Below are 20,864 nucleotides of genomic sequence, written 5' to 3' on the forward strand. Positions count from 1 at the left end.
AATGCTAGGTGCGGCTGGGGCTGGTGTCTATGCCGCGCGGGTTTGCCCATACTCGCCGCTTGCCAATTTGAAAATAAAGGAAGCTTTCACATGTTCTACGCACTCAACTGGTTTCTTTCATTGGCGCTGCTGGCCCTGTGGTCTCTGGCATGCTGGGGAATGCATGCGGTCACGGTCTGGGCGGTGTCCAGCGCGGGCGCATTGGCCGGCGGCAGCGCGGTGGCAAACACCATCCTTGTGCCAGGCTGGCTCAAGGCCTGGATGCCCCCAGAGTTGATGGGCCAGTGGCAGGCCTTCGTATCATCTGTGGGCCCCATGGTGCAAGCTGTGCTGGAGGCCGTGCCTGCTCTTGCAGGGGGCGTCATCTTCCTGGCCTGGGTGCTGTGGGGTCTGGGTGCCGTGCTGCTGGTGGCACTGGCGGTCGGTATCCACATCCTGATTGCGCTGGCAAAGCGCCATAACGGTGGCCCTGGCGCGGCCAAAGCGGCACTGGCTCGCTGAACGAGGCAGCGCAGCCATTGCACGGGCTGCGTCACATTCCGGGTATGTTGGCGTGGCGCTTCTGCATCAACGGTTTCCCGTCTCATCGGGGCGGCTGGGGCTGAGCCGCTCCATGAACAAATCCACCAGAGCACGCAGCCGTGGCAGCCTGCGCAAATCCCGGTGATAACCCAGCCAAACGTCGCGCCCTGGCGGAGCCTTGGCGCCTTCCAGCCTTTGCAAGCCGGGGTGTGAATCACCCAACGGGCACGGCAACACGGCCAGGCCCGCGCCCGATGCACAGGCCACCGCTTGCACGTGCCGATTGTTGCTGCGAAACGTGATGCGCGCAGATGGAAAGGCCTCGCGCAGCCACGCTGCGTCCGGCATTTCGCTGAAGCCCAGGTCCATCGTGATGAGGCGAACGTGGACCCCGTCTTGGTGTACATCTGCGCCGCGCTGGGTGTACAGCGCGTAGGGCACATGCATCAGCCGTCGCTGTATGACGTCGGGTTCGTCAAAAGGAACAATCCGCGCCACCAGGTCTGCCTCGCGGCGTGCCACGCTGAACAGGCGCGCATCGGTCAGAAGTTCGATGGTGACCTGAGGGTGGTGGTTGGTAAACGCTGCGCAAAGGGGCGCCAGCACGTGCAGACCAAACCAGTCGGAGGTCGATAACCGCAGGCTGCCCTCCAGCTGTTGATCTGCGCCATCCAGTTGCCTGGAGAGCGACAGTGCCTGCGCCTCCATTCCCTCGGCATGGCTCAGCACGGCGGCCCCCTCGTCGGTCAACACGAAGCCCTCGGAGGTTCGCTGGAACAGGGTGTGGCCCAGGGAAAGCTCCAACGCCTTCAGCCTGCGGCCCATGGTGGGCTGGCTTTGTTGGAGCGCGCGGCCTGCCGCACCCAGCGTGCCGTGCCGGGCAATGGCCAAGAACACCTGCACGTCATCCCAATTCATCGGCTGCATCATGCAAAAGTGAATGAACGAGTTTCAATAATGTGGATTTTCATTCAAAAGCGAACGGCAGACACTGGTGGCACTGTTCATTGCAAAGAAGGTAAACACCATGTCAACCTCTCCCACCCCCACCATGCAGGCGCTGGTACTCGCATCCCATCATGGTGCACTGACCCCCACCTGGTTGCCCCGGCCGCAGCCCGATGCGGGCCAAGTGCTGGTGCGTATCCATGCCAGCGGCGTAAACCCGCTGGACACCAAGATCCGTGCGGGCGCGGCCGAGCATGCCCAACAACCTCTTCCTGCCATTCTGGGTATGGACCTTGCCGGAGTGGTCGAGGAGGTCGGGCATGGCGTTTCACGCTTCCAAGTGGGTGACGAGGTGTACGGCTTCACGGGCGGCATTGGCGGCTTGCAAGGTAGCCTGGCGCAATATGCCGCCGTCGATGCCAGACTGATTGCACGCAAGCCCGCCAATTTGACGATGCGCGAGGCAGCAGCCCTGCCGCTGGTTTTCATCACCGCCTGGGAGGGCTTGGTGGACCGCGCCAACGTCGGCAATGGGCGCAAGGTGCTGGTGCACGGCGGTGCCGGGGGCGTGGGCCATGTGGCAGTGCAGTTGGCCCGCGCCCGTGGCGCCGACGTGTTCGCCACGGGTACAGCGGCGCAGGGCGGCTACATACGGTCCATTGGCGCCACGCCGATTGACTACGAAACGACCTCGATAGAGGCGTATGTCAACGCGTTTACGGAGGGCAGGGGCTTCGACATCGTGTACGACACGGTCGGGGTCCCCGTGCTGGACGCGTCCTTCCTGGCTGTTCGCCGTTACTCCGGCCATGTGGTGACCTCTTTGGGCTGGGGCACCCACAAGCTGGGGCCTCTGTCGTTCCGGGGTGCCACCTTCTCGGGCGTGTTTACGCTGCTGCCCATCCTCACGGGGCAGTTCCGCGAGCACCATGGCGAGATCATGGAACAGGCCACCGCGCTGGCGGAAGCCGGACAGTTGAAGCCCTTGCTCGATCCCACCACCTTCACGCTCGACACGGCTGACAAGGCACATGCCCTGGTAGCCGATGGCTGCGCCCGTGGCAAGGTGGTGGTGAGCGTGCTTGCATGAGCAAGCTTCGTGCTGAAAGCGCCAGTTCGTCAGCCGGTATGGACAGCATGGAAAACACGGGACGTGGTGCGATGGGCCCAACCCATGAACACCTTCGCCAGGTGGCCGATGTCTTGATCACGGCCACCAATGCTTTTGATGTGGAGCGCGCGTTAAGCCTGTTCGCGCACGATGCGGTGATCGACGACCCATCCACCGGCCACCGCTTTGATGGCCATCCCGGAATACGCCGCTACATCGAACAGTATTTCGTTGGCTATCACACAGTGAGCCGGTTCCTCTCGATGAAGCGGCTTGGTCGCCAGCGGGCGGTGGTGAGGGTCGATTTCACGGGGGATTTCGGCCAAGAGATTGGCACGCTCGATATCACCGTGGATGCCAAGGGTTTGATTACCCGCATGGACGCAGATCTTAAATGATCTGACAGCTTTCTGGGCCGCGCGACTACCCACCAGGGCTTGTGTGTGACGCCAGACTGCTGGCGGCGGCTCTGGTGCGCGTCGATGCAAAATTTCATCAAAACAGCCTGCAGCGCTAGGCAGTCAGGCGGTAAAAGCTATCAAAAAGAGAGCGTTTTAGCGGCTCAACGCGGCAAACACCCCGCAAACCCCTTCGGCCCCGCCGCATTCACATCTGGCAGCGTCAGTGCTTCCAGCCGGTCGTTTTGCCCCGGTATCTTGGTCAGCCGCTGGCCGTTCTGCCAGCGCCATTGTTTGCCATCAAAACTGTAAACGAAGGTGTGGGTGCGGTTGGAGAGCAGGTGCGCCGGGGTCAGGGTGATGGCCTGGGCGGCGGCTTCGGTGGTGGCGGTGGCCTGGGCCTCGTTGTCTTTGATGACGATCTTGCCCACGTAGGGGGTCACGGCTGATTCGGTGCGGGTGACCTCGGGCTGTACCAGGGCGGGGCTGTATCCGGTCTTGATCCATTCGCCGCTGCCCCCGGGGCGCACATGGGGCTCGCGCGCAGCAAGGGCTTGGGTGCACGCTGCTGCCAGCGCGTCAAAACCTGTCTGCGCGGGGCCGCTGGCTTCGGGCTTTTTGCACCCCAGCAGGGGCAGGGTCAGCGTAGCGGCCATTAGGAGGAGTGCAGAGCGCAGGGGCGATGGCATGTTCATCAAGGCGATGGGGCGGTGGTGTGGAGGGCACGCGATGTGAAGGGGGAAAGCTCCCAGCCTCCTCTATCGACGGTGGGGCATTGTGTGCCGCTGCGCAGGGTGGGGCTTGATGGAAGTCAATTCGCCAATCAATTCTGCGCGTCCTTCGGCATCAAAGCGGCTGCATCGCCCTGGTACCAGCGCGCCTGGGCGGTGGGGTCTTTCAGGGCGGCCAGCACGGCGGCGTTCAGCTCGTGGGCGCTGGCGGGCAGGGGCTGGTCGCGGTAGGCCAGGGCGGTGCCTGCCATCAGGGCCTCGGCATCGGCCAGCAGGCGCAGGTTTTGCGGGATGGTGGCGGATTGTTCTGCGCAGTGTTGGGCTGACAACGAGTGCGCCTTGCGGCAGGCGGCGGGGCGCACGGGGTAGATGCTGCAGCGCTCATCCACGAGAAAGCTGCAGGCCTGGCGTGCTGGGTTGGTAGGGTTGAGCGCGGCGGTGGTCACATGCCGGTGCAGAGCGCTGAGGGCATCGGCCAATGCCTCTGCGGGCTGGGCACGCAGGTGCTGGGCGATGTGGAAGACCTCGGGCTCGGTCGCTTCGACCCGCAGGTGGCAGCAGTGGGCGCACCCCGCCTGGCAGGCCGGCTGGGGGCCGGTGGTGCGGGCCTGCTCGGCCACAGTGTCCAGCCCCCGGTGCAGTTGCGCGATGAAGGCCACGGTGTCATCCGCGCCTTGTGACTGCCGCAGCACCTGCGCTGCCCGCTGCCGCACGCGGGCGATGGATTGCAGGAAGGCGGAGCGCTCGTCGTCGGTCAGCATGGGCGGTTGGCGGGGGGAAGGTGGCTGTGCCCCGCACCTTAGCGCGTTTGCCACCACGCGGGCAGCAGGCTGCGCACCTGGGCCTGTGCAAAGCGCTCGTCCATCAGGTGCACCACGCCCTTGTCGCTGGGCGTTCGGATCACGCGGCCAGCGGCCTGCACCACCTTTTGCAGGCCCGGGTAGAGGTAGGTGTAGTCATAGCCCGCGCCAAACAGCGCCTGCATGCGCTCGCGGATCTGCTCGTTGACGGGGTTGACCTGCGGCAGGCCGAGGGTGGCGACGAAGGCGCCTATCAGCCGCTGGCCGGGCAGGTCGATGCCCTCGGCAAACGCGCCGCCCAGCACCGCAAAGGCAATGCCCTGGCTGGTGTCGGTAAAGCGGGCCAGAAACTCGCGCTGCTCGCCCTCCAGCATGCGGCGCGACTGGCACCAGTGCGGCACATCGGGGTGCTGCTGCGCAAACAGCGCGGCGGCTTGCTGCAGGTAGTCATAGCTGCTGAAAAACGCCAGGTAGTTGCCGGGCCGCGCACGGAACTGCTGCGCCATCAGCGCCGCAAGCGGTGCCAGCGACGCCGCGCGGTGCGGGTAGCGCGTGGAGATGTGGCGCGCCACCTGCACCTGCAGCTGGTGCGCGGCAAAGGGCGATTCCACATCCACCCACGCGTGACCTTCGGGCAGGCCCAGCAGGTCGGCGTAGTAGCGCGCGGGCTGCAGCGTGGCCGAAAACAAGGTGCTGGTGTGTGCAGCTGCGAGGCGGGGTTGCAGAAAGGGCGCGGGCACCACGTTGCGTGTGCAGACCACGGAGTCGCCGGGTTTGGACGCCCGCAAGTGGTGGGAGGAAGAAGCCTGGTTGATGTCCACCATCGAATGCGCGTCCAGCAAGTCGGCCATGCGCTGCAGGTGCAGGGCGTCGAAGTAGAACGTTTGCAGCGCGCCGTCTGGCTCCGTGGGGTGGTCGGTGAAGTGTTCGGTGAGCGTGGTGGTGCACTGCTGCAGCGCGGCCAGCAGCTTGTCGGGGAAGGTTTCGAGCACCGTGTATGGGGCCGGGTGCGCCTTGTCCAACGCCACCCAGGCGCGGCGCACCTTGTCCAGCGCCTTCTTCACCGGCGCGTGCTGCGCAGCGGTGGGGCTGCTGCGGGCCTGGGCCAAGGCGGCGGGGTGCAGCTCGGCGGTGAACATCTTGCGGCCGCGCTCCACCAGGTTGTGGGCCTCGTCCACCAGCAGCGCCGTGCGCCACTGGTTGGCCTGGGCCAGGCCGTGCAGCAGCCCGCCCAGGTCAAAGTAGTAGTTGTAGTCGCCCACCACCACATCGGCCCAGCGGGCCAGTTCCTGGCTCAGGTAGTAGGGGCAGACATCGTGCTGCAGGGCCACGTCGCGCACACGGGCTTGTAGCAGGACAGGCGCGGGGTTGCCTGCGCTGGTGGGGGCCACGGCGGCAGCGCGGGCGGCAGGCAGCCGGTCGTAAAAGCCCCGGGCCAGCGGGCAGGATTCGCCGTGGCAGGCCTTGTCGGGGTGTTCGCACGCCTTATCGCGCGCCACCAGCTCCAGCACGCGCAGCGGCAGCGCCGGTGCGCTGTCGGCCAGGCGCGCCAGCGCATCCAGCGCCATCTGCCGCCCCGAGGTTTTGGCGGCCAGAAAGAACACCTTGTCGATGCGCTGCGCGGGTGCAGCCTTGAGCAATGGAAACAGCGTGCCCATGGTCTTGCCAATGCCCGTAGGCGCCTGGGCCAGCAGGCAGCGGCCCGCCACAGCCGCCTTGTACACGGCCTCGGCCAGCGGGCGCTGGCCGGTGCGAAAGCCGCCAAATGGAAACGCCAATGTGGTCAGCGCAGCATCGCGCGCGGCACGGTGGGCCACCTGCTGTTCGGCCCAGGCAATGAAGCGCTGGCACTGGGCCTCAAAGTGCTGGCGCAGGTCGTCGGCGCTACAACGCTCGGTGAACACTGTCTCTTGCTGCGTGCCCACGTCCAGGTACACCAGGGCCACGTCGATGTGCGCCAGCTGCTCCTGCTCGCACAGCAGCCAGCCATACACCTTGGCCTGCGCCCAGTGCAGGTGGCGGTGCGATGCGGGTTGGCGGTCCAGCCGCCCTTTGAAGGTCTTGACCTCGTCGATGCGCTGCTGCGCGGGGTCGTAGCCATCGGCCCGGCCGCGCACGCGCAGGCTTTGGTAACTGCCGCTCAGAGCCACCTCGGCGCGGTAGCCTGCGCCCCGGCGCGACGCTGCCACCGCATGGCCTGCCATACCTTCCAGCGCGGTGGGTGCAGGCGTAAAGCGCAGGTCCAGGTCGCCCTGCTTGGCGGTGAACTCGCACAGCTCGCGCACCGCCACGGTGTAGGTCATGGCGGGGTGGTGGTGGAGTCGGTAGCAGGCGGGGCTGGCTCGCCCAAATGGGTCTGGGCCATGTCGTCATCGCTGCGCAGCGGCGTGGCCTTGCAAAGCGCCATCCACACCGCAAAGGGCAGCGTGCAGCGGTTGTGCCGCGCGGGGCGCAGCAGCTCAAAGCGCCCGTCCTCCACGCTGCCGTGCAATACCCAGATGCCGAAGTGCTCGGGGATCTCTTCGGGCTCGGCAATGCCTGCCGGGAAGACGTAGTAGCACTCCTCGCACAGCCACTGGTAGGCCTGCCGCTTGGCGTCGTGCCGCAGGTCCGACAGCAGGTCGGCCCGGCTCGCCTTCACCTCGTGCACCATGGGCTGCAGGTAGGCGGGCACCGAGGTATTGCGCACCGAGAACAGATCGGGCCGGGCCATGCGCCACACGTTAGCGGCGGCGCGGGCAGCGGGGGCGTGGTCATCCTCGGCCCACAGCGGCGCCACGGCGGGCGCGGTGTTGGTGGGTGCATCGGCCGTGGCCGCAGGCAGCAGCACATCCCCCATCGGCACGGTGTCGATCACCGCGCGCAGTGACAGTTCGGTCCATACGATGCGCCCCGAAGCCAGCAACTGCGCTGCAAACTTCTGCCCCAGCCGGTCGTGCAGGCTCAGCGCCCGCACGCCACGCTGGCGGGCCTGCGCCAGGGTGCGGATGCCTTCGTCGGTGAGGCGCAGGGTTTCGCAACCATCGGCCGTAATGTGCAGGTGGATGAGGCCCGCAGCCAGCAGGTCAATCTCCAGACCATCCTTGCACGGCCAGCCTGCCGAGCGCCAGATCTGCATCAGGCGCGTGCGGTGAAAGCGGGTGATGGGGGTGGAGGGCGGGGAGTCCGAAGTGGGGGAGGGCAGCGCCGTCATGGCAGGGTGGGATGGCTGGCGTCACACTGATTTTAATCACAGTGTCTGGGGGGGACTGTTTTTTGAACAAGGGTAGAACAGGGTTGCAGAGGAGTTGGGGGTGTGATCGGCACCTGGCGCAATATGGGTGGGCGCTAGAAGCTATTGAAATGTGAGCATCCCCACGGTGACATTCCGAGGGAGAAGCAATGAGTCACCAGGGGCCTGAATGAGGACGCTCCTGCCCGCCATTGGGCTAACAACCGGAAGTTGTTGTCGCGTGGCCGTCTATGCCGCAGGAAAATTGGAAGTGGTTGCGAGAGGCTGCAGCACAGGGTTTGCGGCCGGTCAGTTTTCTGACGCTGATAGCAGGCTCCCGGGCAACAGCAATCCTTATCCCATACCCAGCCAACTTCCTCTGCTCACCGGCTCCCAACCTGCGGTCGCGCTGTCAGCAACGCATTGGCCAGCGCGCTCACGCTGGGCAGTTCACTGCCTGCCGGTGTCATGCAAACGAGCAGCTTTCTCCGAGACCAAGCATCAGATAGTCCTAGGATCTGGGTGCCGGACTTGGCAAAGCGCCCAGCCGCGCTTTCGGACATCACCGCCACACCCACGCCTTCGGCAACCAATTGCGCGACAGCGTCAAATCCGCCCAGACGCACCCGATGGCGCGGGACCCGGCCACTGCGACTGGCCTGGGCTGCCAGAAAGCGGCTGAGTCCACTCTCCCGGGCCAAACCCACAAAGGGATGCTCTAGCAATTCGCCATACGCCACGGAACGGCGGCGGCCCAAAGACCAGCGCTTTGGCAGGAGTGCCACCAGACGGTCATCGACCCATGGCTGCACAAGCAGCCCAGAGGTGTCCACGTAATCGGCGACGATGCCCAGATCGGCAGTACCACGGCGCAATGCCTCTACAACTGCCTCGCTCGAAAGCTCTTGCACGTCCACATCAAGATCAGGGGTCTTCACCAAGAATTGGCCAATCGTGCGCGGAAGGCTCTCGGACATGGCGGCTGTGTTGCACAGCAGCCGAACGGTCCCGCGCAATCCATGACCAAAGCTCGCCATCTCTACATGCAGCGATTCGAGCTCAGCCAGCACGCGGTTGGCATGGCGCAGCAGAGCGCGTCCCGCATCGGTGGGTATTGCGCCCGATTTGGACCGCTCCAACAACCGCGAACCGGTCGCGTCTTCAAGACCCTTGAGGCGAGCGCTGGCCGCAGCCAACGACAGATTCACGGACGAAGCAGCGGCAGTGATGGTTCCATGCTCCATCACGGCGGCAAAGAGGTGCAGGTCAAACGGATCAACGCGGTAATCCGTGGTGCGGCGCTTAGGGGTACTCATGACCGCCATCCTACGGAATACGCGAAGGATCTGTTCACTGCTATCCGATGGACAGCACTTGGGCCATGCACACACCATAGGGCATGGACATATTGCGGCTCTTGATGGTGGTCGTTGTTTTCGTTCTGGCCGGTGGTGTGAAGGGCGTCACCGGCATGGGACTGCCTACAGTGGCCGTGAGCTTGCTCGGGCTGTGGATGCCTCCTGTGCAAGCGGCCGCACTGTTGGTCATACCCTCGCTGGCAACCAATATCGCGCAATGCCGTGGCCCTCACCTGCGCTCACTGGTATCCCGGCTGTGGCCTGGTTGGCTGGCAATCGCGATCGTGACTCTGAGCGCGCCCGGTCTGGGGGACGCCGTTTCCGCACAAACGACCAAGGGCTGGCTCGGCGGGATTCTCATGGCCTATGGCATTTGGGGCTTGTGGCGACCTCAGCTGCCCGATCTTTCACTCACCAGCAAATGGCTCAGCCTGCCGACAGGCGCGGCCACTGGGTTCGTGACGGCACTCACGGCCGTCTTCGTATTGCCCTGGGTTCCCTACTTGCAGACGCTGCGGCTGGGCAAGGACGAGATGGTGCAAGCGCTGGGCCTTTCATTCACCGTGGCCACTCTGTCGCTCGCCGTAAAAGTGCAGATGTCCGCCCCTTTGGGGTTGATCTCGTCGTCTGTTGCTATTGCAGTCGGTGGAGCATTGATCGGCGCATTGAGCGGGCTCAAGCTTGGTGAGCTGTTACGTAGCCGCCTTGTCGGCCCCGTCTTCCAGAAGGCACTTTTTATGGTGTTCCTCGGATTGGGTGCAGCCAACCTGATCCAGGCACACTGACACAGCATGAGCGGACAAATGGAGTTGCTTGAAGCTGCAGCCTTGTTAGAGCGGGCTTACCGGCTGGCACATGTGTTGCAAGGTGAAGGTTTGCTTGAAATCGGAAGCAGACAGTTTGTTGCAGATGAGCTTGTCGAGGTGCTTGATGAAGCTCGTGTGGCGCTTTTTGCAGCCTGTGATTTGCCCAAACCGCTCTGACTTTCTCTGAGCTGGAATGAGTCTTCCAAGCATCTAGCAAGCGTTCGAAAGATGAAACTGGGCGACTGCTCCTAGCCTATTGATCTGGCGCAGTCCATTCATGAGCCCCGTTCGAGCCGAGGCTGCCGAAGCCCTGGGCAAGCTGAGGTACAGCGCCATCGATACTCTGGAGTAAACCGCGCCGTATCAATAACAAGGCGCCCAACCCCCTCACCACTCCGCAAAGCTCCCATCCCGATGCCGCCACACCGGGTTCCTCCACCGGTGCCCCTCCTGCGCCCGCTCGCGCACATAGTCTTCGTTCACCTCAATCCCCAACCCCGGCCCGTTCGGGATCGCCACCATGCCGTCCTGGTACGCAAACACCCCGGGGTTGGACACATAGTCCATCAGGTCGTTGGCCTGGTTGTAGTGGATGCCCATGCTCTGCTCCTGGATGAAGGCGTTGTAGCAAACCGCGTCCAGCTGCAGGTTGGCGGCCAGGGCAATGGGGCCCAGCGGGCAGTGCAGGGCCAGGGCCACGTCGTAGGCCTCGGCCATGCTGGCGATCTTGCGGGTTTCGGTGATGCCGCCTGCATGCGAGGGGTCGGGTTGGATGATGTCCGCATAGCCGTCTTGCAGCACGCGCTTGAAGTCCCAGCGCGAGTACAGGCGCTCGCCCAGGGCGATGGGGGTGGAGGAGATGCGGGCAATCTCCTTCAGCGCCTCTTCGTGTTCGCTCAGCACAGGCTCTTCGATGAACATGAGCTTGTAGGGCTCCAGCTCCTTGACCAGCACCTTGGCCATGGGCCGGTGCACACGGCCGTGGAAGTCCACGCCAATGCCCACATTGGGCCCCACGGCCTCGCGCACGGCGGCCACGTTTTGCAGGCAGCGCTCCACCTTGTCGTAGCTGTCCACATACTGCACTTCTTCGGTGCCGTTCATCTTGACGGCCGTAAAGCCGCGTGCCACGGCGGCCTGGGCGGCAGCGGCCGTTTCGCTGGGGCGGTCGCCGCCGATCCAGCTGTAGACCTTGATGTGGCTGCGCACATTGCCACCCAAAAGCTCGGACACGGGCACGCCCAGCGCCTTGCCTTTGATGTCCCACAGCGCCTGGTCGATGCCCGCCAGTGCACTCATGTGCACGCCGCCGCCCCGGTAAAAGCCACCCCGGTACAGCACGGTCCAGTGGTCTTCGATATGGCGCGGGTCTTTGCCAACGAGGTAGTCGGCCAGTTCATCGACCGCAGCCGCAACGGTGTGCGCGCGGCCCTCCAGCACGGGCTCACCCCAGCCGGTGATGCCTTCGTCGGTTTCGATTTTCAGGAAGCACCAGCGCGGCGGGACGATGAACGTGGTGAGTCGGGTGATCTTCATGGGGGCTGGGCAGTCGGTTCAGAAATGCTGGGTTGTCTGGAGCGAGTAGGGGGCGGTTCAGGCCGTGGCGGGCGCTGAGCCAAAGGAAGCCTGCCACGCCCGCGCAAACGCTGCGGCTTTGTGCGCGACTTCGGGTGCCTGGTCACCGGGCCGGTACAGGGCCGAGCCCAGGCCAAAGCCGCTGGCGCCTGCTGCCGCATAAGGGGCAATGCTCTCGGGCACGATGCCGCCCACGGGCACCAGCGCCATGGGCGGCGTGATGACGGCGCGCCAGGCCTTGAGCACATGGGGCGGCAGCGCCTCGGCAGGGAACAGCTTGAGCATGTTGGCGCCCGCTGCCAGCGCGGCGTAGGCCTCGGTCAGCGTGGCCACGCCGGGCGCGCAGGCCATGCCGGCAGCGCGGGCGGCCCGGATCACATCGGGGTCGCTGTGGGGCATGACGATGATCTGCCCGCCAGCTGCGGCCACATCGGCCACGGCATCGATGGAGAGCACGGTGCCTGCGCCCACCAGGCAGTCGGCTGGCAGCGCATCGCGCAGCGCGCAGATGCTGGCCAGCGGCTCGGGGGAGTTGAGCGGCACTTCGATGATGCGAAACCCTGCGTCGTACAACGCATGGCCGATGGCCACCACCTCGTGCGGCTGCACGCCGCGCAGGATGGCGATGAGCCCGCAGCGCTGCAGGATGTGGAACAGGGTTTTGTCGATGGGGTTCATGCAGCCAGACTCCCGGCGGTGAAGGGGTGTGAGGAGGAGGGTGCTGGCGCAACGACCAGCCCTGCCGCCAGCACGATCTGCCACAGCCCGGTGGCTGTGGCTTGCGTGGCGATGGTGGGGGCGGAAAAGCCGTAGGTCTGCAGCGCGACGGCGTAGCGGCGGCACAGGTCGGGCTCGCCGCACAGCACCAGCGTTTGTGGTGTTGTTGGGGTTTGATCCTGTGCGCGGCTCAGGCTCGCCACCTCGTGCCCGATCAGCAGGCCCGAGAGGTAGTCCGCTTGCGCGGTAGGCGCCAGCGCGCCGGTCAGCCCCAGCGTGCGTGTGCTGAAAATGTGCGAGAGCAGTCCCAGCGCGGCATCGCTGCCCCGCGCCACCTCTAGCCCGCGCGCAAAGGCATCGTCGTCGGGGGCCGCTGCAGCCTGCATGGTCTTGCCCAGAATGGTGTGTCCGCGCAGCGCAGCAAACACCTCGCCGGTCATGAAGGTGTGAAACTGTTCGATGCAGCCTTGCCGTGCCAGCACCCATTTGCTGTGGGTGCCGGGCAGGCCGATGAGCACGGGCGCATCCGCAGGCAGCGCAAGGCCCGCCAGCACGCCCAGCACCTGGGTTTCTTCGCCGCGCATCACGTTGGGCAGTGCACCCTTCTGCAAGAGGCCCGGCACGATGTGCAGCGGCGGGCCGTCGCGCCGTGCCACCAGCGTCAGGCCCCGCGCCAGTGCATCGAGCGAGGTGGGCGTTGGCAGGTACTTGGCCTCGCGCCAGCCCTGGGCGCTGCCCACCATGCCGCAGGCCAGCAGGGGCAGGCCAGGTGTGGCGGCCAGCCAGTCGCCGCAGGTGTCTTGCAGTGCGCGTTCAAATGCGGCGCTGGGTTCGCCGTCTGCCACGCTTGCAGTGGCGGGGGGCAGGTTCATGATGCCCCAGGGGCGGTGCCGCGTCTCCAGCACCTCGCCATGCGCGCCCATGCGGAAGGCGCGCAATGCGCTGGTGCCCCAGTCCAGGGCGATAAGGCCCGCCTCGGCGGGCACCAGATAACGTGCAGGCGCCATGGGTGTCCTGATTAACGTGCCCAGCGCAGAACGAGCGGGTCAAGCCGCCGTGCGATGTCGATCAGGCCGCGCCGCACTTCGGGGTGCATGGCCGGGAAGGGGTGGCGGCCTGCCTCGCAGGTGATCACGCCGCCTTCCTTCATCAGTGCCTTGGCCGTGAGGATGCCGCCCTGGCGGTTTTCGTGGTTGATGAGGGGCAACCAGCGCTGGTAGAGCGCAAACGCCTGGTCCATGTCGCCCTGGCGGTGCGCCTCGATGATGGGGCGAATGCCGTCGGGGAACGCGCCGCCCGTCATCGCGCCCGTGGCGCCCGCATCCAGGTCGGCCAGAAGGGTGATGGCCTCTTCGCCGTCCCACGGGCCTTCGATGGCATCGCCGCCCAGGCGAATCAGCTCGCGCAGCTTGCTGGCGGCGCCGGGCACTTCGATCTTGAAGTAGGCCAGGTTCTCTATCTCCTGCGCCATGCGCGCGAGGAATGGGGCGGACAGCACGGTGCCGCTGGCGGGCGCGTCCTGCACCATGATCGGGATGCGGATCGCATCCGACACACGGGCATAGAACTCGTAAATCTGCGCCTCGGGCACGCGGAAGGTGGCACCGTGGTAAGGCGGCATGACCATCACCATGGCCGCACCCATGTCCTGCGCGGCGCGGCTGCGCTCGGCGCACACGCGGGTGCCGTAGTGGGTGGTGGTGACGATGACCGGAACGCGGCCCGCCACATGCTCCAGCGATGTGCGGGTGAGGACTTCGCGCTCGGCGTCCGATAGCGAGAACTGCTCGGAGAAGTTGGCCAGGATGCAAACGCCATCCACACCGGAGTCGATCATGAAGTCGAGGCAGCGCTTCTGGCTGTCGAGGTCGAGGCGGCCGTCTTCATGGAACGTGGTGGGCACCACGGGGAAGATGCCGCGATAGCGGGGGTTCTGGAGGGTGTGAGTGGCTGGCATGCGGAGGAAAGGTAGAAATTTGAGTGAAATACGGCTCTAGCGCTTATCTATCAATCGCTAAAAGCTATGAAATATGTAGCATTCTCCGTGGCGGGTGGGCCGTCGGCATCAGTGGGAATGGCGCGGTACAGCAGCCCCCCGGCAGCCGACGAGGAAGTCAAAGTCGCAGCCATCGTCGGCCTGCAGTACGTGGTCCACATACAGCCGCTGGTAGCCGCCGCGTCCGCCGTTGTCCGCGCCAGCCAATGCGGCCAGGCGTGCTGCCAGTTCCTCGTCGCTGATGTCCAGGTGCAGGCGGCCGCTCTCGCAGTCCAGCTCGATGAAGTCGCCATCGCGCACGGCAGCCAGCGGGCCACCGGCTGCCGCCTCGGGCGCCACGTGCAGCACCACGGTGCCGTAGGCGGTGCCGCTCATGCGCGCGTCGGAGATGCGCACCATGTCCTTCACGCCCTGGCGCAGCAGCTTGGGCGGCAGGCCCATGTTGCCCACCTCGGCCATGCCGGGGTAGCCCTTGGGGCCGCAGTTCTTGAGCACCATCACGCAGCTGGCGTCGATGTCCAGGTTTTCATCGACGATGCGTTCCTTGTAGTGCTCCAGGTTCTCGAACACCACGGCGCGGCCCCGGTGCTTGAGCAGTTCGGGCGAGGCGGCGGAGGGCTTGAGCACCGCGCCACGCGGCGCCAGGTTGCCGCGCAATATGCACATGCCACCGTCGGCAATCAGCGGGTTGCTGATCGGGCGGATCACCTCGTCGTTGTATTGCGGGGCTTCGCGCACGTTGTCCCACAGGCTCTTGCCGTTGACGGTGAGGGCGTTGGGGTGCGGCAGCAGGCCGTTCTCGCCCAGGCGGCGCAGCACGGCGGGCAGGCCGCCTGCGTAGTAGAACTCTTCCATCAGGAAGCGGCCCGAGGGCTGCAGGTCCACCAGCGTGGGCGTGCCACGGCCGATGCGGGTCCAGTCCTCCAGGTCCAGCTGCACGCCGATGCGGCCCGCGATGGCCTTCAGGTGGATGACCGCATTGGTGGAGCCGCCGATGGCGGCGTTGGTGCGGATGGCGTTCTCGAAGGCTTCGCGGGTCAGGATCTTGGAGAGCGTGAGCCCTTCGTGTGCCATTTCCACAATGCGCTTGCCCGACATATGGGCCAGCACATAGCGGCGCGCATCCACCGCCGGGATGGCTGCGTTGTGTGGCAGCGAAGTGCCCAGCGACTCGGCCATGCAGGCCATGGTGCTGGCCGTGCCCATGGTGTTGCAGGTGCCGGCGGAGCGGGACATGCCGGCCTCGGCCGCGAAGAACTGGTGCTCGTTGATCTCGCCGGCTTTCAGTGACTCGTGCAGGCGCCACACGGCCGTGCCCGAGCCGATGTCCTTGCCGTCGAGCTTGCCGTTGAGCATGGGGCCGCCCGTGACCACGATGGCCGGCACGTCGCAACTGGCTGCGCCCATCAGCAGCGCAGGCGTGGTCTTGTCGCAGCCCACCAGCAGCACGACCGCGTCGATGGGGTTGCCGCGAATGGCCTCTTCCACGTCCATGCTGGCCAGGTTGCGCGTGAGCATGGCCGTGGGGCGCAGGTTGGATTCGCCGTTGGAGAACACCGGGAATTCGACGGGGAAGCCACCCGCCTCGTAGATGCCGCGCTTCACATGCTCGGCGATCTTGCGAAAGTGGGCGTTGCATGGCGTCAGCTCGGACCAGGTGTTGCAGATGCCGATCACGGGGCGGCCGTCGAACGCGTGGTCGGGGATGCCCTGGTTCTTCATCCAGCTGCGGTACATGAAGCCGTTCTTGTCGGCCGTGCCGAACCATTCGGCGGAGCGGAGTTTGCGCTTGGGGGTGGTCATGGTGGGGTGCGAGAGAAAGAGGAGAAATGAAGAGTCAACGGGCCTTGCCCGAGCGGCGCGAAAGCAGCCGCTGCAGCAGACAGAAAGCGAACAGCAGCACACCAACGACGATGCGTGTCCACCAGGAGCTGAGCGTGCCGTCGAAGGAAATCAGGGTCTGGATGATTCCGAGCATGAGCACGCCAAACAGCGTGCCCGCCACATAGCCCACGCCACCCGTGAGCAGCGTGCCGCCAATGACCACGGCGGCAATCGCGTCCAGCTCCATGCCCACGGCGTGCAGGCCATAGCCCGACAGCATGTAGAACGTGAACACCACGCCCGCCAGCGCTGAGCAAAAGCCCGAGAGCGTGTAGACGCCAATGAGCGTGCGGCGCACCGGCAGGCCCATGAGCACAGCCGAGTGCTCGCTGCCGCCCACCGCATACACGCTGCGGCCAAACGGCGTGCAGTGCGCCACGAACAGGGCCACCAGCAGCACGGCGATGGCGATGAGCGCCCCCAGCGAAAGGGATGCGCCTTCCCACAGCGGCAGTCGCCATTGCGCCAGCTCCGAATAGCCTTCGTGTGTGATGCTGATGGAGTCGATGCTGATGAGGTAGCACAGCCCGCGCGCCAGGAACATGCCCGCCAGCGTGACGATGAAGGGCTGAAGCCGAAAGCGCTCGATGAGGAAACCCATGAACGCGCCAAATGCTGTGCCCATCAGCAGCACCAGCGGGATGGCGACCATCGGGTTCCAGCCCCGGTGTTCCACCAGCGCGGCCAGCACCATGGTGGTCAGCGCCACCACCGATCCCACCGAGAGGTCGATGCCGCCCGACAGGATCACGAACGTCATGCCCACCGCCACGATGATGAGGAAGGCGTTGTCGATCAGCAGGTTGAGGAACACCTGGGCCGAGAAGAACCCGGTGTACAGCACCGAGCCCAGCGTGGCCATGGCCACGAACAGCGAGATGGTGGCTGCCAGCGGCAGGTACTTGGGGTTGAACCGCGCGCGCTCGGCGGTGGCCTGTGGGGCAGGGTGGTTCACGGTGCCGAAGCCTGCGGTCTTGGGTACGGCGCTCATGGCAAAGCTCCCGCGCCGGGGCGGCGTGCCAGGGCGCCCACTTGCGCCCGGAACTCGGGCGACTGCAGCAGCATCACGATGAACACCACCACGGCCTTCACCACCAGGTTGATCTCGGGCGGCACGCCCAGCGAGTAGATGGCGTAGGTCAGCGTCTGGATGATGAGCGCACCAATCACGCTGCCCACCAGGCTGAAGCGGCCACCGGTGAGCGCGGTGCCGCCCAGCGTGACGGCCAGGATGGCGTCCAGCTCCAGCAACTGCCCCGCGTTGTTGCCATCCGCACTCTTCACGTTGGAGCTGATCAGCAGCCCCGCAATGCCCGCGCACACTCCGCAGAACACATAGGCCGCCACAATAAGCCGCCCCGCCTGCACACCCGCTACCCGCGCCGCCGTGGGGTTGATGCCCACTGCCTGGATGAACAGGCCCAGCGCCGTGCGCGTGATGGCGAGGTACAGCACCACGAAGACTGCGGCCACTACGAACACAGAGAACGGCAGCCCTGCTAGGTACCCACCGCCCATGAAGAAGTAGGGCGTGTAGTAGATGGTGATGATCTGCCCGTCGGTGATGAGCTGGGCAATGCCCCGGCCCGCCACCATAAGGATCAGCGTGGCGATGATGGGCTGCATGCCCACCTTGGCGACCAGCACGCCATTCCACAGCCCGCACAGCAGTGCGATGCCGATGGCGCCCAGGATGGCGATTGGGAGTGGGAACCGGCTTTCAGTGCCCGACACCGAGCCGCCAATCAGCCACGCGGCCACCGCCGCGGCAATCGCGACCACGGCGCCCACCGAAATATCGATGCCGCGTGTGGCAATCACCAGCGTCATGCCCAGCGACACGAGCACCAGGGGCGCGGCGCGGTTCAGGATGTCAATGAGGCTGCCGTACAGGTGGCCGTCGCGCCATTCGATGTGCAGAAAGCTGCTGTTGAACACCGTGTTCACGATAAGTAGCAGCGCCAGCGTGATCAGCGGCCAGGCCAGGCGGTGTCGCAGCAACGCCGCCAGAAGGGAAGGGGAACGTTCAAGCATGTTCGGCAGCAATCAGGTCGTAAACGGCGTCTTCGCTGCTGCCAGCGGGCAGCTCGCCCACCTTGTGGCGGTCGCGGAGCACCACGATGCGGTGCGCCACGCGCACCACCTCGCTCATTTCGGAAGAGATGAACAGCACGGCCATGCCCGCCTGGGCCAGGCGCAGGATCTGGTCCATGATTTCCTGCTTGGCGGCCACGTCGATGCCGCGCGTGGGTTCGTCCAGGATCAGCAGGCGCGGCTCGATGGCCATCCAGCGCGCAAGGATCGCCTTTTGCTGGTTGCCACCCGAGAGCAGGCCGATGGGCTTGTCCACCGTCTCGGTCTTGATGCCCAGCAGCTTCACATAGCGTTCGGCCAGCGCAGTCTGCTCGGCACGCGAGAGGAACTTGCTCACACCCATTCGGGCCTGCAGTGCCAGCGCAATGTTCTCGCGCACCGACAGTTCGGCCACGATGCCGTCGGTCTTGCGCTCTTCAGGGCACAGGGCGAGGCCATGGCGGATCGCATCCATGGGGTTGGCAAACTTCACCACCTGCCCGTCGATGCGCAGCGCGCCCCGGTCGGGCTGCTCCAGGCCAAACAGCAGGCGCGCCAGCTCGGTGCGGCCCGAGCCCAGCAGTCCCGCCAGGCCCACCACCTCGCCCGCACGGATCTGCAGGTCCAGTGGCTGCAGTTGCGTGTCTTGCCCCAGGCCTTCGGTTTGCAGCAGCGTGGTCTGGCTGGTGTCGAACACGGGCGACACCGCTGGCTCGGTCGATACGGCGGCCAGGTCGCGCCCCAGCATGGCTGCGATCAAAGCCTGCGGACCCAGGTCTTGCGCGCTCCACTCGCCCACCCAGCTGCCGTTGCGCAGCACGGTGATGCGGTCGGACACGGCATACACCTGGTTCAGGAAATGCGTCACAAAGACGATGGACAGTCCCTCGCTGCGCAGGCGCCGCAGCACCTCGAAGAGCTTTTGCACTTCGTCGTCGTCCAGGCTGGAGGTGGGCTCGTCCAGGATCAGCACACGCGATTCGATGCTGAGTGCGCGCGCAATCGCCACCAGCTGTTGCACGGCCACGGGGTAGTCCGACAGCAGGCGCGTCACGTCGATCTGCAGGCCGATGCGCGCCACCAGATCGCGGGCCCGCTGGTGCAGCGTGGCCCAGTCGATGCGAAAGCCCTGCGCAATCCCGCAGCGCGGGTAGCGGCCCGCAAAGATGTTTTCGGCCACCGAGAGGTTGGGGCAGAGGTTGACCTCCTGGTACACGGTGCTGATGCCCAGGCGCTGCGCGGCCAGGGGCGAGTCGGGCCACACGGCTTCCTCTCCCAGCCGCATCTGCCCGCCGCTGGCCTCCAGCACGCCCGTCAGCACCTTGATCAGCGTGGACTTGCCCGCACCGTTTTGCCCCATCAGCGCATGGATCTCGCCGGGGTAGAGGTTGAGCTGCACATCGCGCAGCACGGTGATGCCCGCAAACTGCTTGTGGATGCCCGAAAGCTGCAGCACCGGCGCGGCAGCGGGGGCGTGAGCGGTGGACGCGTCCATGGGGGGCATCACGCTTTGTTCTTGTTGTAAACGTCCACCAGCACGGCGGCCAGCAGCACCACACCCTTGATGACCTGCTGGTAGTCAATGCCGATGCCCAGGATGGACATGCCGTTGTTCATCACGCCCATCACAAAGGCGCCGATGACCGCGCCCATCACCTTGCCCACGCCGCCCGATGCCGATGCGCCGCCGATGAAGCAGGCCGCAATCACGTCCAGCTCAAAACCCAGGCCCGCCTTGGGCGTGGCGGTGTTGAGGCGCGCCGCAAACACCAGCCCGGCCAGGGCCGCCAGCACGCCCATGTTGATGAAGGCATACAGCGTGAGCCGCTCGGTCTTGATGCCCGAGAGCTTGGCCGCCTTCTCGTTGCCACCCATGGCATAGATGCGGCGGCCGACGGTGGTGCGGCTGGTGACAAAGTCGAACAGCACGATCAGCAGCGCCATCACGATGAGCACATTGGGCAGGCCCTTGTACGAAGCGAGCAGGTAGCTGAAGTACACCAGCAGCCCACCAAACACCACGGTGCGGGCGATAAACAAACCTGCGGGCTCCGTCTGCACGCCATGGCGCAGGCGGTTGGCGCGCTGGCGCAGTCCGCCCACGGCCAGGGCCGCAGCCACGGCCGCACCCAACAGCAGCGAGGTCATGCGCAGCCCTTCCACGCTGAACAGGTCGGGGATAAAACCCGAGCTGAGCATCTGGAATGCCGAAGGGAACGGCCCCACCGACTGACCCGCCAGCAGCGCCAGCGCCAGGCCCTTGAACACCAGCATGCCCGCCAGCGTGACGATGAACGACGGAATGCGCGAGAAGGCCACAAAGCTGCCTTGAATGGCGCCAATGAGTCCGCCGCACAGCAGGCACACCAGCGTGGCGGGCACAAAGTGCCAGTTGTATTCGACCATCAGCACCGCAGCCAGTGCGCCGATGAAGCCACACACCGAGCCCACCGACAGGTCGATGTGCCCGGCCACGATGACCAGCAGCATGCCCAGCGCCATGATGACGATGTAGCTGTTCTGCAGCACCAGGTTGGTCAGGTTCAAGGGCTGCATCAGCGTGCCCTCGGTCATGTACTGGAAGAAGCCCATGATGGCCACCAGCGTGATCAACATGCCGTATTCGCGCAGGTTGTGCTGCAGGTGCTGCAGCAGCGGCTTGTCGTGCCGCGCCGCTGCTGTCGTGCGGCCGTCGGCCAGCGTGTTGGCGGGGGGATGGGTGGTCTGGCTCATA

General features: G+C 65.5%; 20 protein-coding genes. 5 read left to right on the plus strand and 15 right to left on the minus strand.

Annotated elements, in window-relative coordinates:
• The first annotated feature begins 90 nt into the window (after positions 1 to 90).
• Positions 91 to 501, plus strand: coding sequence for a hypothetical protein (locus LPA35_RS02845; protein ID WP_228894920.1), 411 nt, complete (start codon positions 91 to 93; stop codon positions 499 to 501).
• Positions 502 to 567: 66 nt separating this feature from the next.
• Here LPA35_RS02845 and LPA35_RS02850 read toward each other — a convergent pair whose 3' ends face one another.
• Positions 568 to 1,440, minus strand: a complete 873-nt coding sequence (locus LPA35_RS02850) for a LysR family transcriptional regulator (protein WP_228894922.1) — start codon at positions 1,438 to 1,440, stop codon at positions 568 to 570.
• A gap of 109 nt (positions 1,441 to 1,549) precedes the next feature.
• Here LPA35_RS02850 and LPA35_RS02855 point away from each other — a divergent pair, with 109 nt between their 5' ends.
• Positions 1,550 to 2,560, plus strand: a complete 1,011-nt coding sequence (locus LPA35_RS02855) for a zinc-dependent alcohol dehydrogenase family protein (protein WP_228894924.1) — start codon at positions 1,550 to 1,552, stop codon at positions 2,558 to 2,560.
• Entirely contained in the window at positions 2,557 to 2,979 is a 423-nt protein-coding gene (locus LPA35_RS02860; protein WP_228894926.1) for a nuclear transport factor 2 family protein, read from the plus strand. Before LPA35_RS02855 ends, LPA35_RS02860 begins: the two co-directional genes overlap by 4 nt.
• A 164-nt stretch (positions 2,980 to 3,143) precedes the next feature.
• On the opposite strand, the gene LPA35_RS02865 is transcribed toward LPA35_RS02860, so the two are convergent.
• From LPA35_RS02865 to LPA35_RS02885, 5 genes are all read right to left on the minus strand, one after another.
• Entirely contained in the window at positions 3,144 to 3,668 is a 525-nt protein-coding gene (locus tag LPA35_RS02865; RefSeq protein ID WP_228894927.1) for a hypothetical protein, read from the minus strand.
• 134 nt (positions 3,669 to 3,802) lie between these two features.
• Positions 3,803 to 4,471 (minus strand): YkgJ family cysteine cluster protein, encoded by a 669-nt coding sequence (locus tag LPA35_RS02870; RefSeq protein ID WP_228894929.1) that lies wholly within the window; start codon positions 4,469 to 4,471, stop codon positions 3,803 to 3,805.
• A 38-nt stretch (positions 4,472 to 4,509) separates the two neighbouring features.
• Positions 4,510 to 6,813 carry an ATP-dependent DNA helicase gene (locus tag LPA35_RS02875; protein WP_228894930.1) on the minus strand — a complete coding sequence of 768 codons (2,304 nt, stop codon included), beginning with the start codon at positions 6,811 to 6,813 and terminating at the stop codon, positions 4,510 to 4,512.
• The gene (locus tag LPA35_RS02880) at positions 6,810 to 7,703 is read right to left on the minus strand and encodes a hypothetical protein (protein ID WP_228894932.1); all 894 of its coding nucleotides are present in this window, start codon (positions 7,701 to 7,703) and stop codon (positions 6,810 to 6,812) included. Before LPA35_RS02880 ends, LPA35_RS02875 begins: the two co-directional genes overlap by 4 nt.
• Positions 7,704 to 8,104: 401 nt before the next feature.
• Entirely contained in the window at positions 8,105 to 9,037 is a 933-nt protein-coding gene (locus tag LPA35_RS02885) for a LysR family transcriptional regulator (protein WP_228894934.1), read from the minus strand.
• Between the two features lie 83 nt (positions 9,038 to 9,120).
• On the opposite strand from LPA35_RS02885, the gene LPA35_RS02890 reads away from it, so the two are divergent.
• Positions 9,121 to 9,864 carry a sulfite exporter TauE/SafE family protein gene (locus LPA35_RS02890; RefSeq protein WP_228894936.1) on the plus strand — a complete coding sequence of 248 codons (744 nt, stop codon included), beginning with the start codon at positions 9,121 to 9,123 and terminating at the stop codon, positions 9,862 to 9,864.
• 18 nt (positions 9,865 to 9,882) lie between these two features.
• Positions 9,883 to 10,062, plus strand: a complete 180-nt coding sequence (locus LPA35_RS02895; RefSeq protein ID WP_228894937.1) for a hypothetical protein — start codon at positions 9,883 to 9,885, stop codon at positions 10,060 to 10,062.
• A 210-nt stretch (positions 10,063 to 10,272) separates the two neighbouring features.
• On the opposite strand, the gene dgoD is transcribed toward LPA35_RS02895, so the two are convergent.
• From dgoD to mmsB, 9 genes are all read right to left on the minus strand, one after another.
• Positions 10,273 to 11,421: a galactonate dehydratase gene (gene dgoD, locus LPA35_RS02900; RefSeq protein ID WP_228894939.1), complete on the minus strand. Its 1,149-nt coding sequence runs from the start codon at positions 11,419 to 11,421 to the stop codon at positions 10,273 to 10,275.
• 57 nt (positions 11,422 to 11,478) lie between these two features.
• On the minus strand, positions 11,479 to 12,138 hold the full coding sequence (locus LPA35_RS02905; RefSeq protein ID WP_228894941.1) for a 2-dehydro-3-deoxy-6-phosphogalactonate aldolase: 660 nt from the start codon (positions 12,136 to 12,138) through the stop codon (positions 11,479 to 11,481).
• Complete coding sequence (locus LPA35_RS02910) at positions 12,135 to 13,184, minus strand: 2-dehydro-3-deoxygalactonokinase (RefSeq protein WP_228894943.1); 1,050 nt, start codon at positions 13,182 to 13,184, stop codon at positions 12,135 to 12,137. The genes LPA35_RS02905 and LPA35_RS02910 overlap by 4 nt, the downstream gene beginning before the upstream one ends.
• An 11-nt stretch (positions 13,185 to 13,195) precedes the next feature.
• The gene (locus tag LPA35_RS02915) at positions 13,196 to 14,134 is read right to left on the minus strand and encodes a dihydrodipicolinate synthase family protein (RefSeq protein ID WP_228894944.1); all 939 of its coding nucleotides are present in this window, start codon (positions 14,132 to 14,134) and stop codon (positions 13,196 to 13,198) included.
• A gap of 108 nt (positions 14,135 to 14,242) precedes the next feature.
• A complete protein-coding gene (locus tag LPA35_RS02920; protein WP_228894945.1) occupies positions 14,243 to 15,976 on the minus strand; it encodes an IlvD/Edd family dehydratase in 1,734 nt (577 codons plus the stop codon).
• A 34-nt stretch (positions 15,977 to 16,010) separates the two neighbouring features.
• A complete protein-coding gene (gene yjfF / locus LPA35_RS02925; protein ID WP_228894946.1) occupies positions 16,011 to 17,048 on the minus strand; it encodes a galactofuranose ABC transporter, permease protein YjfF in 1,038 nt (345 codons plus the stop codon).
• Positions 17,045 to 18,091 (minus strand): ABC transporter permease, encoded by a 1,047-nt coding sequence (locus LPA35_RS02930; RefSeq protein ID WP_228894947.1) that lies wholly within the window; start codon positions 18,089 to 18,091, stop codon positions 17,045 to 17,047. The genes yjfF and LPA35_RS02930 overlap by 4 nt, the downstream gene beginning before the upstream one ends.
• Positions 18,084 to 19,634 carry a sugar ABC transporter ATP-binding protein gene (locus tag LPA35_RS02935; RefSeq protein WP_228894948.1) on the minus strand — a complete coding sequence of 517 codons (1,551 nt, stop codon included), beginning with the start codon at positions 19,632 to 19,634 and terminating at the stop codon, positions 18,084 to 18,086. Before LPA35_RS02935 ends, LPA35_RS02930 begins: the two co-directional genes overlap by 8 nt.
• Entirely contained in the window at positions 19,634 to 20,863 is a 1,230-nt protein-coding gene (mmsB, locus tag LPA35_RS02940; protein WP_228894949.1) for a multiple monosaccharide ABC transporter permease, read from the minus strand. Before mmsB ends, LPA35_RS02935 begins: the two co-directional genes overlap by 1 nt.
• Between the last annotated feature and the right edge of the window lies 1 nt (position 20,864).

Origin of the sequence: Acidovorax sp. Leaf73 (genome assembly GCF_916855635.1) — a bacterium.
Classification (GTDB): domain Bacteria; phylum Pseudomonadota; class Gammaproteobacteria; order Burkholderiales; family Burkholderiaceae_C; genus Acidovorax; species Acidovorax facilis.

Bases quoted from the DNA above. Each gene is read 5' to 3' on its own strand.
- LPA35_RS02870 (WP_228894929.1), bottom strand. From the start codon at position 4,471: ATGCTGACCGACGACGAGCGCTCCGCCTTCCTGCAATCCATCGCCCGC.
- LPA35_RS02910 (WP_228894943.1), bottom strand. From the start codon at position 13,184: ATGGCGCCTGCACGTTATCTGGTGCCCGCCGAGGCGGGCCTTATCGCC.
- LPA35_RS02890 (WP_228894936.1), top strand. From the start codon at position 9,121: ATGGACATATTGCGGCTCTTGATGGTGGTCGTTGTTTTCGTTCTGGCC.
- dgoD (WP_228894939.1), bottom strand. From the start codon at position 11,421: ATGAAGATCACCCGACTCACCACGTTCATCGTCCCGCCGCGCTGGTGC.
- LPA35_RS02930 (WP_228894947.1), bottom strand. From the start codon at position 18,091: ATGCTTGAACGTTCCCCTTCCCTTCTGGCGGCGTTGCTGCGACACCGC.
- mmsB (WP_228894949.1), bottom strand. From the start codon at position 20,863: ATGAGCCAGACCACCCATCCCCCCGCCAACACGCTGGCCGACGGCCGC.
- LPA35_RS02880 (WP_228894932.1), bottom strand. From the start codon at position 7,703: ATGACGGCGCTGCCCTCCCCCACTTCGGACTCCCCGCCCTCCACCCCC.
- LPA35_RS02875 (WP_228894930.1), bottom strand. From the start codon at position 6,813: ATGACCTACACCGTGGCGGTGCGCGAGCTGTGCGAGTTCACCGCCAAG.
- LPA35_RS02850 (WP_228894922.1), bottom strand. From the start codon at position 1,440: ATGAATTGGGATGACGTGCAGGTGTTCTTGGCCATTGCCCGGCACGGC.
- LPA35_RS02915 (WP_228894944.1), bottom strand. From the start codon at position 14,134: ATGCCAGCCACTCACACCCTCCAGAACCCCCGCTATCGCGGCATCTTC.
- LPA35_RS02865 (WP_228894927.1), bottom strand. From the start codon at position 3,668: ATGCCATCGCCCCTGCGCTCTGCACTCCTCCTAATGGCCGCTACGCTG.
- LPA35_RS02885 (WP_228894934.1), bottom strand. From the start codon at position 9,037: ATGAGTACCCCTAAGCGCCGCACCACGGATTACCGCGTTGATCCGTTT.
- LPA35_RS02860 (WP_228894926.1), top strand. From the start codon at position 2,557: ATGAGCAAGCTTCGTGCTGAAAGCGCCAGTTCGTCAGCCGGTATGGAC.
- LPA35_RS02845 (WP_228894920.1), top strand. From the start codon at position 91: ATGTTCTACGCACTCAACTGGTTTCTTTCATTGGCGCTGCTGGCCCTG.
- LPA35_RS02935 (WP_228894948.1), bottom strand. From the start codon at position 19,634: ATGCCCCCCATGGACGCGTCCACCGCTCACGCCCCCGCTGCCGCGCCG.
- LPA35_RS02855 (WP_228894924.1), top strand. From the start codon at position 1,550: ATGTCAACCTCTCCCACCCCCACCATGCAGGCGCTGGTACTCGCATCC.
- LPA35_RS02920 (WP_228894945.1), bottom strand. From the start codon at position 15,976: ATGACCACCCCCAAGCGCAAACTCCGCTCCGCCGAATGGTTCGGCACG.
- LPA35_RS02905 (WP_228894941.1), bottom strand. From the start codon at position 12,138: ATGAACCCCATCGACAAAACCCTGTTCCACATCCTGCAGCGCTGCGGG.
- LPA35_RS02895 (WP_228894937.1), top strand. From the start codon at position 9,883: ATGGAGTTGCTTGAAGCTGCAGCCTTGTTAGAGCGGGCTTACCGGCTG.
- yjfF (WP_228894946.1), bottom strand. From the start codon at position 17,048: ATGAGCGCCGTACCCAAGACCGCAGGCTTCGGCACCGTGAACCACCCT.